At 48.6% G+C, this 15,426-nt stretch carries 12 protein-coding genes; 10 read left to right on the forward strand and 2 right to left on the reverse strand.

The features are described 5' to 3' along the window. Positions 1-210 precede the first annotated feature (210 nt). From JKP77_RS05035 to JKP77_RS05065, 7 genes are all read left to right on the forward strand, one after another. Entirely contained in the window at positions 211-2,523 is a 2,313-nt protein-coding gene (locus JKP77_RS05035; RefSeq protein ID WP_218310106.1) for an efflux RND transporter permease subunit, read from the forward strand. Beyond that, on the forward strand, positions 2,516-3,316 hold the full coding sequence (locus tag JKP77_RS05040; RefSeq protein WP_218310107.1) for an outer membrane lipoprotein-sorting protein: 801 nt from the start codon (positions 2,516-2,518) through the stop codon (positions 3,314-3,316). The genes JKP77_RS05035 and JKP77_RS05040 overlap by 8 nt, the downstream gene beginning before the upstream one ends. 3 nt (positions 3,317-3,319) lie before the next feature. Next, complete coding sequence (locus JKP77_RS05045) at positions 3,320-4,513, forward strand: hypothetical protein (protein WP_338024835.1); 1,194 nt, start codon at positions 3,320-3,322, stop codon at positions 4,511-4,513. Between the two features lie 46 nt (positions 4,514-4,559). After that, a complete protein-coding gene (locus tag JKP77_RS05050; RefSeq protein ID WP_218310108.1) occupies positions 4,560-5,120 on the forward strand; it encodes an outer membrane beta-barrel protein in 561 nt (186 codons plus the stop codon). A gap of 279 nt (positions 5,121-5,399) precedes the next feature. Then, entirely contained in the window at positions 5,400-5,657 is a 258-nt protein-coding gene (locus JKP77_RS05055; protein ID WP_218310109.1) for a DUF3081 family protein, read from the forward strand. Between the two features lie 333 nt (positions 5,658-5,990). Further along, positions 5,991-6,920: an LpxL/LpxP family Kdo(2)-lipid IV(A) lauroyl/palmitoleoyl acyltransferase gene (gene lpxL, locus JKP77_RS05060; RefSeq protein ID WP_218310110.1), complete on the forward strand. Its 930-nt coding sequence runs from the start codon at positions 5,991-5,993 to the stop codon at positions 6,918-6,920. A gap of 455 nt (positions 6,921-7,375) precedes the next feature. After that, positions 7,376-7,996 (forward strand): TcpQ domain-containing protein, encoded by a 621-nt coding sequence (locus tag JKP77_RS05065; protein WP_218310111.1) that lies wholly within the window; start codon positions 7,376-7,378, stop codon positions 7,994-7,996. A 293-nt stretch (positions 7,997-8,289) separates the two neighbouring features. Here JKP77_RS05065 and glnE read toward each other — a convergent pair whose 3' ends face one another. After that, positions 8,290-11,172, reverse strand: coding sequence for a bifunctional [glutamate--ammonia ligase]-adenylyl-L-tyrosine phosphorylase/[glutamate--ammonia-ligase] adenylyltransferase (gene glnE, locus JKP77_RS05070; RefSeq protein WP_218310112.1), 2,883 nt, complete (start codon positions 11,170-11,172; stop codon positions 8,290-8,292). Between the two features lie 98 nt (positions 11,173-11,270). On the opposite strand from glnE, the gene JKP77_RS05075 reads away from it, so the two are divergent. Then, the gene (locus tag JKP77_RS05075; RefSeq protein ID WP_218310113.1) at positions 11,271-12,176 is read left to right on the forward strand and encodes a DUF350 domain-containing protein; all 906 of its coding nucleotides are present in this window, start codon (positions 11,271-11,273) and stop codon (positions 12,174-12,176) included. A gap of 160 nt (positions 12,177-12,336) precedes the next feature. Here the strand turns inward: JKP77_RS05075 and JKP77_RS05080 are convergent, their stop codons facing one another. Further along, on the reverse strand, positions 12,337-12,687 hold the full coding sequence (locus JKP77_RS05080; RefSeq protein ID WP_218310114.1) for a GIY-YIG nuclease family protein: 351 nt from the start codon (positions 12,685-12,687) through the stop codon (positions 12,337-12,339). Between the two features lie 31 nt (positions 12,688-12,718). Here JKP77_RS05080 and hldE point away from each other — a divergent pair, with 31 nt between their 5' ends. Continuing rightward, positions 12,719-14,155, forward strand: a complete 1,437-nt coding sequence (gene hldE, locus JKP77_RS05085) for a bifunctional D-glycero-beta-D-manno-heptose-7-phosphate kinase/D-glycero-beta-D-manno-heptose 1-phosphate adenylyltransferase HldE (RefSeq protein WP_218310115.1) — start codon at positions 12,719-12,721, stop codon at positions 14,153-14,155. Between the two features lie 132 nt (positions 14,156-14,287). Further along, positions 14,288-15,388: an XrtA/PEP-CTERM system-associated ATPase gene (locus tag JKP77_RS05090; RefSeq protein WP_218310116.1), complete on the forward strand. Its 1,101-nt coding sequence runs from the start codon at positions 14,288-14,290 to the stop codon at positions 15,386-15,388. Positions 15,389-15,426: the final 38 nt, after the last annotated feature.

Consider the following 15,426-nt stretch of genomic DNA (forward strand, 5'->3'; position numbering starts at 1 on the left):
TTGTGTATTTGTATACTACCTAACTTTGAGAAAAGATCAAATGATCTGTTATCAGAAGGTTAAAAAGGCACTGCCAGTCCAGTCTGCAATGCCGGTAGAAACACTGTAATCATTTTAAATAACAACGGATTTTCGATTTTGCTCATGCTATTTAGGCAATTTGCATATACCCTAAGGAGTGTGTTTAACGATGGGGAAGACGTGTTTCGAATGACTAGAAACTCTCAATGGCTTCATGTGGGATCCCACAATCCTTGGGTGATTTTGGTGATCACGCTGCTTTTGGTCGGCAGCGTCGGTTTTGGTGCGAAAAATCTTTACTTCCGTGGAGATTACAAAGTTTTTTTTGAGCCTGATAATCCTCAACGTGTTGCTTTTGAAAAAATGCAGAACATTTTTAATAAAAGCGAGAATATCGCCTTTATGGTGGTTCCCAAATCAGGAACGGTTTATCAGCCTTCTACCTTTGAGCTTCTCCAGACACTGACCGAGGCGTCCTGGCAAATACCCTTATCTACGCGGGTAGAATCCCTTGCAAATTACCAACATACCTATGCTGAATATGATGATCTGGTGGTGACTGACTTAATCAGAGAAGGTCAGTATGGCGAAGCGCATATACAGTGGGTGAAAGCGGCGGCAGAGTCTTCTCCTGAGTTGAATGGTCGTTTAGTCAGTACATCAGGCGATGTGGCGGTAGTGAACGTCACTCTTCAATTGCCTGATGGCGATCAAACTCAAAATGTTAAAGATATTGTCAGCCAGGCCAGGGAACTCAGATCCTCGTTACTTGAAACGCATCCGGAACACGACATTTATCTGATAGGTGTCGCTGTCTTGAACAATGCGTTCAGCGAAGCGGCTCAGAAAGATGCGACGACGCTTATTCCCGCTATGTTCTTTATTATCGCTGTCATGATATGGCTATTAACACGTTCGTTAACTGCCTCACTGGCAACGATGCTGGTCATTGTCAGTACCATTGTGGTGACTATTGGCACGGCTGGCTGGTATGGAATTTTTCTTAGTACTGCCACAGTGAATGTGCCAACGATGGTGACAACCCTGGCTGTAGCAGACTGTATTCATATTATTGTAAGTGCTAACCGCCTCATGGTAACGGGATTATCAAAGCAGGAAGCCCTGGCAGAAAGCCTGCGGCAAAATCTTAAGCCAATTACAATCACCAGTGTCACTACGGCGATTGGTTTTCTCATGTTGAACTTTTCGGCAGTCCCAATTCTTGCGCATCTGGGCAATCTGACTGCGCTGGGCGTTATGCTCGCGTTCCTGTTCTCCGTTGTACTGCTACCTGCACTGCTCACGTTGCTTCCCTTTAATCCGGGAGTAAGAGAAAGCTATCTAAGCCGTAAGCTTGAAAAATTAGGCAGTGGTGTCAACCGTCGGTATAAGTTGGTTCTCATTACCAGCAGTTTATTGTTATTAGGGTCCGTTGTGCTGGCTTCAAATAATGAATTAAACGATGTGGTAGTAAAATATTTTGATAAGTCGAATGATTTCAGAATCGCCGTGGATACCCATGAAGAAAAAATGGGGGGAATGTCGACTATTGATTTTGTGGTTTATACCGGCGAAGAGTATGGGGTAACCAAGCCTGAGGTTCTGGAGGTTCTCGATGAATTTACGCGTTGGTTGAAAGCGCAGTCTGACATCCAGCATGTTCTGTCGTTTTCAGATACCATCAAGCGTCTTAATAAGAATATGAATAATGACGAGGACGGATATTACGTCCTGCCTGAGTCTCAGGAACTGGCCTCTCAGTATTTACTTTTGTATGAAATGTCACTGCCATTCGGTCTGGATATCAATAATCAGGTAAGCCTAGATAAATCTTCAGTCAGAATCATCACTGTACTTAACAATCTGGGCAGTAAAGATTTTACTGATTTTGAAAACAGAGCTCACCAGTGGTTTGAAGAAAATACGAACGGCTCTCTTACGCTAACCTCGGCAAGTCCTGCCCTCATGTTCGCGCACATCGGTGAGCGAAATATGAATAACATGGTGTGGGGAACACTGCTTGCTTTGGTACTAATTTCATTTCTTCTGGTATTTGCCCTGCGGTCATGGCGACTGGGTATAGTCAGCCTGTTAACAAATCTCATTCCTGCAGGAGTCGGCTTTGGATTATGGGCTTTGCTTTCAGGTGAGATCAACATGGCGCTTTCGGTAGTATTGAGTATGACGCTCGGTATTATTGTGGATGATACCGTTCACTTTTTGGCGAAATATCAATATGCCATCGAAAAAGGTGAGTCAGCTGAAAGTGCGCTAGAATATGTTTTCAGCAATGTTGGCGTAGCACTGGTTACCACAACTGTGGTTCTGGGCGCGGGCTTTGCGGTGTTAACGTTTTCAGACTTTGTTTTAAATGCTGATATGGGCTTGCTTACCGTCATTATTATAGTTGCCGCCCTGGTTGTTGATATGACATTCCTGCCTGCGCTATTGCTATGGCTGAATAAGAAGGGGCTGATAAAGAGGGAAAATGGGTATGTTTAAATTACAATCCCGCACGTTACTGATTACCGTGCTTTGTTCCTTGTTCGTTGTTCCATTTGCGTATTCTGACAGTGCTTCAGAAGAAGAGGGCTTACGAATAGCAAAAGAGCGTAAAGAACGTGACAAAGGATGGAACAGTAGTCATGCGGACATGACGATGGTGCTTCGCAATGCACAGGGACAGGCTGCTGAAAGAGAAATGCGAGTGAAATCGCTGGAGGTCGATGACGACGGCGACAAAGCGTTAACTATTTTTGATTCGCCACGGGACGTAAGTGGTACAGCGTTTCTAAGTGTCTCTCACGCGCTTGATCCCGATGAGCAGTGGATCTACTTACCCGCACTGAAGCGTGTTAAGCGCATTGCATCGAGAAATAAGTCGGGACCGTTCATGAGCAGCGAATTCGCTTTTGAAGATATGTCCTCATTCGAGGTAGAAAAGTATAAATACGACTTTATTCGTGAAGAGCAGTTCGAAGGTGACGACGTTTTTGTGATAGAGCAGTTCCCCCAGGATGAATTTTCAGGATATTCAAAACAGCGAGTATGGGTGGACAAAAAACACTACCGGGTAAGAAAAGTCGAGTTTTACGATAAAAAAGGCGACTTGCTTAAAACCCTGGAGTTTGAAGATTATACTCTCTACAAAGACAAATACTGGAGACCGTTACGCAGTTATATGCATAACGTTCAGACCCAAAAGTCTACCGAAATGATTACCCATAAACTCACATTTGATGTGGGTCTGGATGAATCTGACTTCGATAAAAACAGTTTACGGAGAGCACGCTAAATCGTGAGAGCGTTATATTTATGTATGGCAGGCGCAGCGCTTGCCAGTTCATCGGCGGTTGCCGAAATGGATATCAGTGGGATGGCGGGTGTGGACACCCGCTATTTCTTTCAGGATGCAGCTTATCCGGGACAGGAGCGTGTGCAGTTGTCGGCGTTTCTGGAGCCGGAAGTCTACACCGAATGGAACGACGGTCTCGACAGCTTGTTGTTCAAGCCTTTTGCCCGTGTCGATAATGTTGATAGTGAGCGTTCACATTTTGATATTCGTGAGTTGCAGTGGCTGCACCTTGCGGATACCTGGGAAACTCGTGTCGGTATTGGCAAAGTGTTCTGGGGGCAGACCGAATCACTGCATCTCGTAGACATTATCAACCAGACCGACATGGTCGAGGGCGTGGACGGCGAAGATAAACTTGGCCAGCCCATGGTTAACTTCCGCACCTTTGGTGACTTCGGCACCGTTTCCGCTTTTGTCCTGCCCTATTTTCGTGAGCGCACATTTGCTGGCCAGGATGGCCGAATGCGTCCGCCATTACCCATTGATGCTGATGGAGCGGTATATGAATCTGATGATGAAGAACAGCATATCGATTACGCCTTGCGGTGGCAGAAGTCGATAGGAACCTGGGAAGTCGGATTAAGCTGGTTTGACGGTACGTCTCGCGAGCCGGAGTTGGTCGCGCCAGATTTGACCTCTGAAAACCCGGTAGTCTTGCCGTATTACGCGCAGATTAATCAGCTGGGTGTTGATTTGCTGAAAGTGCAGGGCGCGTGGTTGCTGAAGTTTGAGGGGATTTACCGAACCGGTCAGTCGGAAGACTTCGGCGCCTTTGTGGCAGGCTTTGAGCGCACCAGTGTGGGCGTCTTCGACACCCAGTATGATCTCGGTGTATTAGTTGAGTATCAGTACGACGAGCGCGAGAACAACTACTTTGCGACCGGACAAAACGACTTGATGGCTGGCTTGCGTTGGGTGCTGAATGACATAGATGGCACCGAGGTGCTGGCCGGTATTATTCAGGATTTGGACGATACATCCACTTACAGTGCGTTTATTGAGGCTTCCAGCCGAATGACAGATAACTGGCGCTGGCGCCTCGACGGGTATTTTTTCTCGTCAGATGACATAGACGATACTTACTATTTCATCAGGCGTGATGATCACATTCAGTTTACGCTGGAATATTTCTTCTGAGTGCATTTTCGCAATAACAATCGATTATCTGCAATAAGGGACAATAATGAAAAAAGCAGTCGTCGCCACAGGATTATGTTTAGGCGCACTGAGTTTGTCAGCCTCAGCCACAGAGAGGATGTACGGTACGTTTGGCGTGGGCTATGCCGACACCGAATTCAGTCAGCAGAGCAAAGACGGTATAACCTACAACCTGGCTATTGGGCATCAGTTTACCAGCCAGTGGTATGTAGAGTTAGGTTACCAGCAACTTATTGACGAGCAGGAAAATGCCGAGAGCATGAAAGCTGATGCGTTATACCTTGCTCTTCTGGGCAAAGCCAGCAGCTATAATGGCGAACTTTTTTATAAGCTTGGTGTAATGAACGTTGACGTGGCGGGTGTCGAGAATATCGCTGCCGATGGTGTGTGTCGTGTTGGCAAAGCCGTACCGGAAGCTGCACAGTGTCGCTATGATGAGGGGAGTCTCGCTGGCCTCATCGGACTGGGCTATGATTACCATCTCGGCTTGCGTTCAATGTTGCGTCTCGAGTACAGCTATATTGCCGGTGAAAACGATCTGAAAGCGCATGTCGTTAATGTTGGCTTTCGTTACAACTTTAACTAGGGTTAACAGACCCTTATGTCGCGCCACTAGGTTGCTATAGACAATGTAACAGTGATTTGTAGCGTTGGCGGCGCAGCAGAGCATTTTTCAGCATCACCGGAACGGGGTGTATTTCTGCTGGAATAGCACGTGCGGTAATTTTCTTCGCTCTGTCTCGCTATCGCTTATCCGTTGAGCAGTAAAATGGTATTGCCGGCATGCGGAAACAACGACGTGAGTAATCTAAATCAGAGGCAGACTGGTACAAAGTAGAAAGTAAATAACAAGGATCCGTGATTCATGAAAAATGAGTTAGACAGCAAGTTCCTGTTACAGGTGTTTGACAAAATTCGTCAGTTCGGAGAGAAAGAGGGCGATAAATATCGCTTAAACGGTATTACCGCGTTTACCGACCTAGACGGCTACACACTGTTTATTGAAGATTCGCAGGTAAAACTATCGTTTGGTTTTCACAGCCAGTATCACTTTGATTATGAAGATCGTGAGCACTACGAAAAGTTTGAGAAAAAATTAAAACAGATCGATAAAGAATACTGATCTCATATCAACACAACGAGCCGGCGTTGATGCCGGCTTGTTTGTTTCTGGCGCTTTTGGCATTGAAGCGCTTTCCTTCCCACATTATGAACCTCTGCTTCAGCGCGATTCTGATACGCAAGTACTCGCGCACATGCTGGACTTGCTGGGCTTACAGCATAGCACCTTTTCGTCATTGGACTTTTTGACTTAACCCGTCAGGCCATTAAAAAATCGTTATGATTAGTCAGCTGGCTGAGTGCCTCAGCGACCCTAGACTAATTCGCACCCTCCCTAGTCTCCGGCGTCTTCTGTCGTTACAATAGCGCCATTAGTTTGATGCAGGACATTCTTTTGGCAGCAGCAATTAAAGCGCCCGAGTTTAAACTTGCCTATCTTGGCCCCTCATACTGGGGCATCTGGTTAGGTGTCATTCTTCTTAATGTTATTATTTTGCTTCCGCTTCCGGTTATCCGCTTTATCGGAAGAGGAGCGGGAAAGCTGATTGCGTTACTGGCACCTAAACGGGCGAAAGTCGCGCGCAGGAATATTGAATTGTGTTACCCGCACCTGACCGAAGCTGAAAAAGATAAACTGGTAAAAGAGAATGTTGCCCGAACTGGCATGGCGTTATTCGAAACTGCCATGGGATGGTGGTGGCCGGCATGGCGGATAAAACGCCACTTCGTGGTGGAAGGCTATGAGCACGTAGAAGCTGCCCTGGCAAAGGGCAAAGGCGTGTTTGGAATGGCACTTCATAATATGAACCTGGAGTTTGCCTGTCGTGGGCTGGGATACACCCACCCCAGTATTGCGTTTTACCGTAAGCACAATAATCCGTTGATGGACTATTTGCAGTATCATGGCCGCAATCGCTCGAATAAGTACATGATCCATAAGCGCAACGCCAAAGCATTATTAGCCGCGATGAACGAAAAAGAGCTGTGTTTGTACTTGCCAGACCAGGATTACGGGCGCGCGCAGAGCATATTTGTGCCCTTTGGCGGCGTGAAAGAGACTGCCACTACCACCGCGACGCTGATGTTTATTCGCCGCAGCGACTGTGTGCCGATACTGATAACGTCGCAATACACCAAGCGTGGCTACAACGTGAAGTTTTATCCGCCACTGGAGAACCTCGCTGAGATGGACGATGAAGCCGCACTGACGCTGTTAAACGAGCATATCGCGACCGTCATTCAGGAACAACCTGAGAGCTACCTGTGGATGCATAAACGCTTTAAAACCCGCCCCGATCCAGATTCACCATCATTGTACGATTAAGGTTCGGGCTGGCCGGGCGATAAGATAGGAGGAGGCGATCATAAACTTATTCGTATCCTCCAGAGGGTCTGTTGATCTTTGCTGTATGAATTTTGTTTGGGGTAAACGCGTTTTGATCGCGGCGCGCCGATTGTAGCCTAGTCATCTAGGCAAATGAGGCGGAACAAAGAGCAAAACGCGTTTAGCCGAACCCAGCGGGCAGCGTTTGTTAGTGATTCATGCTGTGTTATCGTCCACTTATGTAGAGTGTCTACACGGCGTGAACGCTGCCTTGCCTAAATCACTAACAATTCGCTGCAAAAATGTACAGCAAAGGTCAACAGACCCTAAGCAAGATGCAACCGATTTCTTATGCGTTGTGAGGGATCTTGACTTGCTATTCACTACCAAAAATAAAATACTTCATGCAGAGATAACGACATTGTTTTGTAGTTGAAGTAGCGGAAGTAAATCCTATGGCAAAAAAAAGCTTTTCCAGCTCACTGTTTTGGGCAAAGCATATTGGTCTTGCACTGGCACTGATCGTGATTGCGGGTATTGTTATCGTACTTCAGCGGGATAATGCCACAGAGCCTGTGCCAGAGGGCGAAACCAAGGAAAAGTCAGTCGCCAGTGGCCTGTCGGAGTTTTATCGCGAGTTTCGCATGTCTTCAACGGATCCTATTTTAGAGGAAATTGGCGACTTCGTGTTAAGCGTGGGAGACACCGAAGAGACACTGGATGAACGTCTGCAAAATATGTCCAGTCAGACCCGTCCTGTCACCCGACGCTGGACTGGCGAGCACAAGTTTCGCACGTTCAGTGCAGGCAACACATTGCGCGAAGCAATATCGGCGTACGCGCAGCAGGAAGGAATGCAGGTGATCTGGGATCTGGACCAGGATTTTGTGATTAAAGATCAGTTTCAGATGGACAATACCATCGCCGGCTCACTGGCGAAAATTGCCACGGCTATCGACAGCAATTTCGAAGGTGAGGTGAAGGCCTATCTCTGTCCGCGCCAGCGCTCTCTTGTCGTTACCGCAGAAGAAACCGACTTTATTAAACAAAACTGCTCGGTGGTAAAAGCCAGCTAATATCGCTTAAACGCAATGTGCTGCGACACCAAAAAGGTGTCGCAAGGTAATCTCGTACCCTGACGAATAAACAGTGTTAAGCGCAGAGGAGGGGATTACTTTTTCTGCGGGTTAGCTCATCCCACTTGCTATCTCTGTCTACAATCGCGCTTTTTGACTGGTCGAGTCAATTTGGCCGGTGCATTGTGTATCACCATGTCTCCAGCATGAATGGACTTTAAACGCAGAAGTAAGTTTTTACTCACCCTTGCAGTCAGGTGAGTAAAGTCAGCTAATGGCGTCAGACAAAAAAGCTAATCGCTGTGAAAAACCGTTTTCCAATGCCCGGATACTACCTGCCTGATTTCGTCTAATTCATCGTTGTCCTGCGCATACTTGCTGTCGGCCAGTGTCAGTTGATGGTACTGGTTTCGCAGCTCGAGATAGGCGTTTTGCAACTCTGTAGCCTTGGTGTCGGCAATAATGCCTGCGTGCTTTGTTGCTTCTATGATGCGAAGATTGTCAGTGTATTCGGTCAGTGCCGGTGTGGCAGAGGAATGTGCTAACACCCAGAATTGCACAATGAACTCGATATCGGTGATCCCGCCTTCACACTGCTTAAGGTCAACGCCGTCAGCAGAGGATGACAAAAGATGCTCGCGCATTTTATGACGCATGTCAGAGACCTGCGTGCGAAGTTCATTAATATCACGCTGCTGTGAGAGGATTTCTTCTCTTATCGAATTAAATGATGCCAACAGGTCAGCGTCGCCTAAAATCCCCCGTGCGCGGACCAGAGCCTGATGCTCCCAGGTCCAGGCTTCTTCACGCTGATACACAGCAAAGCCATCAACATGACAGCAGAGCAGGCCCGCGTTTCCTGAGGGGCGAAGACGCAAGTCAGTTTCATACAATTGTCCGAACAGTGTCGTGGTATTTAACAAATGCATGATGCGCTGCGCCAGTTTAATGTAGAACTGCTGGGCCTCGATTTCCTTTTTGCCATTGGTTGTCACATGACGGGGCGCGTTATGCAGAAAAACCAGATCGAGATCGGAACCATAGCCCAGCTCGAACCCGCCAAGCTTTCCGTAGCCAATTACGCCAAATCCCCGGGTTCCGGCTTCAAGGTGTGACGGCACGCCAAACCGGTCACTCACCTGCTGCCAGGCGGAATTAACCACGCTTTCCAGCAACACCTCCGCCAGTACCGTTAACTTGTCACTGACATTGGGAATGGGAAGAGAGCCGCTGATATCGCTGGCTGCGATACGCAACTGCTGGCACAACTTGAACTGACGCCAGCAGTCCATCATCAGCTCAACGTCGTCAGGATCAATACGCAGTAATGCCTGTCGCAAATCCTGCTCGTACTCCTGTTTGCTGCGAAGAATATCGGTATTTTGTTGCTCTAAATATACCGGCGTTAAGAGCTCGTCTAACAGCAAAGGGAAACGCTGTATCTCGGTGGCAATCCATTCGCTGCGTTCGCATAACCGGATAAGCTGACGCAATACATCCGGGTTTTCCAGCAACAAGTCCAGATACGTGGTGCGCCCGGTGATGGCATTGATTACGCCCAGCACCCGTGACAACACCAGCCGGGTATTGTCCACATGGCAGTCCAGCAAAATATACAGTAATTCCGGCATCAGCTTGTTCAGTGTGTCTTCACCGCGCTGGCCCATGCGGTAACTGCGAAGCTGCTGCCGAAATTCATTTAGCGTAGTAAAAATAATGCCTGCGTCGTCGCTACTCAGATGAGGTGAAAGTAAATCTCTGAACTCGTCATCGCCTAAATCCAGATTCCATGCATCCCGACACACTGCAAATCGTTCATCTTCACCGGTGTGTGCCTCATGGGTTTCTTCCACCAGTTGATTAAACTGATGATGAATGCGCGCCATCACGGCATCCAGGTGTCGTAAAAAAGCCGGGTAGTCTTCAAAGTCACACACGGTGGCCACAATTTCCTGGCCCCACTCATCATCAGGCAGGGTCTGCGTTTGCTCATCCTGCCATTGCTGGAGTGTGTGCTCGACTTTTCTCAGAAACAGATAATCCTGCTTCATTTCAGTCACGCTGGCGTCGTCTACTAACTCCAGTTCCGCTAACGCATCCAGCGTCACCTGAAGGCCTTTTTGTTGTAAAGCCGGCTCACGTCCGCCATGAATAAGTTGAAAACTCTGAGCGAAAAACTCCACCTCACGGATCCCGCCGGCCCCAAGCTTTATGTTGTCAGATAACCGTCTGCGCCGGATTTCGGTCGCGATTAACTGCTTCATGTTGCGCAGCGCATCAATGGTTGTGAAATCCAGATAACGTCGGAACGTGAAAGGGCGGAGAATATCCTGCAGGTCGTTAAAATAGGGCGATTGCGTATCATTAACGACACGGGCTTTTACCATCGCGAAGCGCTCCCAGTGTCGTCCCTGCTCCTGATAGTAATCTTCCAGTGCGGCAAAATGCATGGCAAGAGGGCCGCTTTCTCCGAAAGGCCGCAAACGCATGTCTACCCTGAATACCTGACCATCCACGGTTATCTTATTAAGTGCGCTAATTACCCGCTGAGCCAGACGCGTGAAAAACTGCTGGTTCTCCAGCGGTTTGCGCCCGCCCTCGGTTTCGCCTTTGTTGGGATAGGCGAATATCAGGTCAATATCTGAAGAAAAGTTCAGCTCCTTTCCGCCCAGTTTACCCATGGCCAGAATAAACATTGGTTGTGGGCCATGCTCGCCCATCGGTGTACCGTGCTTATTGCAAAGCGCCTGGTACTGCCACTGATATGCTGCCTCTATCAAACTGTCCGCCAGCGCAGAGACCAGTGTGAGAGAGTCTGCAATAGCTTGCGAGTTCGTTAAATCACGCCACGCAATGGCGACCATCCAGTGGTTACGGCACAGCCTCAATGCGCTTAGTAACGCCTCTTCAGTTTCTGCCTTTGCACAGGCATCGACTACCTCTTTTTGTATCAATTCGCAGGATAGTGGGGTACCGCTGTGATCAAGCAGATCCTGCACCCATTGTGGATGACGGATAAGTTGCTCGGCCACATATTCTGAGCGACCCAGTACGGTGCGGATAAGATCTTCCTGGTCACTGGAAAATGACTGGCCATTAGCGGACTCAGACAAACGTTGCCAGAATTGTTCGGCGTACTCTTCAATCAAACTGTTATTTCCCGTAGGTGTAGGCATAATACAGGCATGCGTATGAAATAAACTGACATGCAGAGTCTGGCATACTTCAATTCTCCACTCCAGCGTGCAGTTGTCCTGATTAAGGAGTGATGTAGGTGGATGCACTGTTAAAACTGGTACCGCTATCTAACGACCTGTGGATTTATCTGGCCATTGATGTGGCACTGGCGTTATTGCTTCTTGTGTTGATGAAGTGGCTGACGGGACTCTTTCGTAAAAACACCGTGACCGAAGAGTTGGGTGTAAAAGACAACTTTGCGTTTGGGATCAGTATTGCCGGTGGCATGTTGTCGCTGTGTATCGTATTGAGCTCTGTTGTGGGCCGCCATGTCGGGCAGGGGTATCAGGATGCGGCTATCGGTATGCTGACCTTCGGGGTTATCGGCATCATACTGGTGAAATTTGGCCGCTTTGCTCACGATAAACTGGTGTTAAACCGTGTCGATACCGTTGCCATGATATCTGACCGCAGCGTGAGTATCGCGCTGGTAGATGCCGCCAGTCTGATTGCCAGCGCAATCATTTTGCGCAGCATGATGTTGTGGGTAAACGGCAGCAATATGAATGCGATTATCGCCATTAGTACCGGCTTTACGGTGGTACTCACCATCCTGCTGGTAATGACCCGTATCTACGAAGCCCGGTTTGCACGTGACAATCAGAACGACTCCTTCCAGGGCGCACTTCGCAAAGGCCAGATGGCGCTGGCAATCGAACATTCCGGTAACCTGCTGGGTACGGCTTTGGTGGTATCTGCCGCGAACAAATTACTTACCTATCATCCTGCCGGATATGTGTCGAACGTCACCGGCTGGCTAATTGTCAGTGTCGTGCTGGCGATATCACTGCATCTTACGGTGATGCTGAGTAAGCGAATTATCCTGTACGGGATGAACTATCGTCAGGAAGTCGACCAGCAGCATAATGTGGGAGTCGCTTGTCTGGGTCTGACATTAAGCATTGGTATTGCACTGATTGTGAATGGGGTGCTGGGGCATTAAGGGAGAGGCGAATACGCAGGGGTCGCATCTTCACTGATCTCTGAAACTGCTTCATTCAGTGGCTCGTGTACTTCCCGATATCCCGGGGAACGGTAATGCTCACTGAAAACAGAGGTTCACGCTGACCTATCGCGCTGTGTGTCGCACACGCGGCGCCGAATCAGCGTTCTGCGAACTTATCGCTTACCCATACGGCGTCAGTATCTGAGATGGTTTTTGCTTTAAGCAGTTTCTGTTTCTGTAAACGGGAGAGTTGTTTCACTCTGTATTCGGCTTTTAACGCCTGACTTTTGTTTGCCACCTCAAACACACCGCGAAATACCAGTGGGCTTTTTCCTTTTAACGCTTTTGCGCCACCGGGTTTTTCGCCCCTGTGCTGAGCGATTCTGCGAATTGGATCACAAGTAATTCCCGTGTAAAACTGACCCAAGCGATTTTCAATAATGTAGATATACCAACGAGAGGAGTTTGGTTCCTCATTATCGGTGTTGGCTGCTATACTTGCCGACAAAATTCAGAGCCCCTGAAATAGCGATATCTTTATGATTTTACCAGATTTTAGCAAAGCAAAAATTCTCATTGTCGGCGATTTGATGCTCGACCGTTACTGGACTGGCGGTACAGGGCGAATTTCGCCCGAAGCACCGGTGCCGGTAGTGAATATCAGCGATACAGAAGACCGTCCTGGTGGTGCTGCCAACGTGGCAATTAACGCGGCCTCTCTGGGGGCGCAGGTAAGTCTGATAGGCCTTTGCGGAAAAGATGACAACGCACAAATTCTCCGTCAGAAACTGGAGTCTTTTGATATTAACTGCCGCTTTTTCCCGGTTGAGGGAATGGACACCATCACCAAGCTTCGCGTGATGAGCCGTAATCAGCAGTTGCTGAGAATGGACTTCGAAAAAAGCTTTGCCGAAGTAAGTAAAACGGAGTTAGAAAGCGCGTTTGAGCAGGCGGTGGAAAGCGCCGATCTGGTGATCCTGTCTGATTACAACAAGGGCTGTTTATCAGCGCCTCAGACGTTAATTGAAAAAGCTAAGAAAGCAGGCAAAGCGGTAATTGTCGACCCGAAAGGGTCAGACTTCGGTAAGTACAAAGGCGCGACGCTGATCACCCCAAATATGTCAGAGCTGACTGCTATTACCGGCGAGGCAAAAGACGAAGCCGAACTGGTAAAACACGCGCATGAATTGCGTGAATCATTGAACCTGAATGCGCTGCTGTTAACCCGCTCTGAAGCCGGCATGACGCTTTTTGAGCAAGGGCAGGATGAGTTCCACCTTCCGGCGAAAGCCAAAGAAGTCTATGACGTGACCGGTGCTGGCGATACGGTGGTCTCTACACTGGCGGTGGCAATGTCATGTGGGCTACCGACTCAGGCGGCTTGCGTATTGGCCAACCTCGCGGCAAGCGTTGTGGTTGGTAAGCTGGGTACGTCTACGGTAACGAATACCGAACTGGCAATGGCGCTGGGCGAACAGTCTGTGCACCTGGACGGCGGTGTGATGACTGAGGATCAACTGGTTATCGCATTGCAGTCTGCCCGTGAGCGCGGCGAGAAAGTCGTGATGACCAATGGCTGCTTCGATATTCTGCATGCTGGCCATGTGTCTTACCTGGAAGAAGCCGCAGCACTGGGCGATCGATTAATCGTGGCGGTGAACACCGATGCGTCGGTAACCAAACTCAAAGGGCCGGGTCGCCCGGTAAACAATGTATCACGCCGTATGGCGGTGCTGGCAGGGCTAAGCTCGGTTGACTGGGTGGTGCCGTTCTCAGAGGATACGCCGCGGCGCCTGATTTCACAGCTGCTGCCCGATGTACTGGTAAAAGGCGGCGACTATAAGCTGGAAGCTATCGCTGGCGCTAAAGAAGTCATGGATAACGGTGGCGAAGTGAAAGTACTCTCGTTTGAGGATGGGGTAAGCACAACCGGGATCATTGATAAAATCGTTAACCGGGATGTGAAAAAGGCCTGATATTTCGGTTTTCATAACCAGCAAAGGGTGTCAGCAGAGCGCCCTTTTTTGTGTCTTTTCCATGGCGGGAAAGGGGGCTTTACGTTAAGCTAGAAAACTCGTTGTCGTAGTTTTAGCATTAGCGGTAAATTCATGTACGAAAGTTATTACGGACTTAACTCCAAACCGTTCCAGCTGACGCCAGACCCGGCGTTTTTCTTCGCCAGTAAATGGCATAAGCGGGCTATGTCGTATTTGCAGTATGGCTTGTCGCAGGCGGAAGGGTTTATCGTCATTACCGGGGATATCGGTACAGGAAAAACCACTATCGCTAACAGCCTGCTTAATGACATTGAAGATGACATTATGGCCGCGCAAATCGTGACACCCAAGCTAACACCTGATGAGTTAGTCAAAATGGTGGCCTCGAAATTCGAGCTTGATGTCACAGGCAAATCGAAAGCGGATATTCTCAAAGATCTAGAAACGTTCCTGTTCGACCTGAGCAAACAGGGGAAACGGGCGTTACTGCTGGTGGACGAGGCGCAAAACCTGCCACTGGAAACCATCGAAGAACTGCGAATGCTGTCTAACTTCCAGCAAGCGGGCAAGCCCCTGTTACAGAGCTTCCTGTTGGGTCAGGAAGAGCTGCAGCCGATATTGCGCGCGCCTAACATGGAGCAGTTCAGACAGCGTATCGTGGCATCCTGTCACTTAGCACCGCTGACCGAAGATGAAACCAAGTCGTACATCGAATACCGTATGCATCACGCTGGCTGGAACGGCACTTCATTATTCTCTGAAGAAGCCTTCTCCCGTATTCATCAGTTCACCCGAGGCGTGCCGCGTAAAATTAATACGTTGATGGACCGCATTCTATTGTACGGATTCCTTGAAGAGCTGGAAAAGCTGACCGAAGAAGCCGTAGACGCGGTAATTGATGAAGTAAAAGAAGAAATGTTTGAGCCTGAGAAAGTGCAGGTAGAAGAGGCCAGCCAGAGCTCTGCGGACGCATCTGCAGGTCAGGAAGGTCAAGAGCCAGGCTCTTATAAGCCAGCTCAGAAAGTACTCACGCCAAACGGCAACGAAATTCAGGATGCAGAGTATTATAAGGCGATGCTGGCCGAACTGGTGGATGCGCTGGATGATGCAATCGGGCATAAGGTCAAGCTGACGCAGTATATTGATAAGCTGCTTAAGAAGAAGTACCGGACGTATGTGAGATTAAAGTCGGATGAGGGGGAGGAGTCTTAAATCCGATTTTAATTATTTGATTTATGAAATGCCGCTTA

Source organism: Alteromonas antoniana (genome assembly GCF_019249295.1).
Lineage (GTDB): Bacteria > Pseudomonadota > Gammaproteobacteria > Enterobacterales > Alteromonadaceae > Alteromonas > Alteromonas antoniana.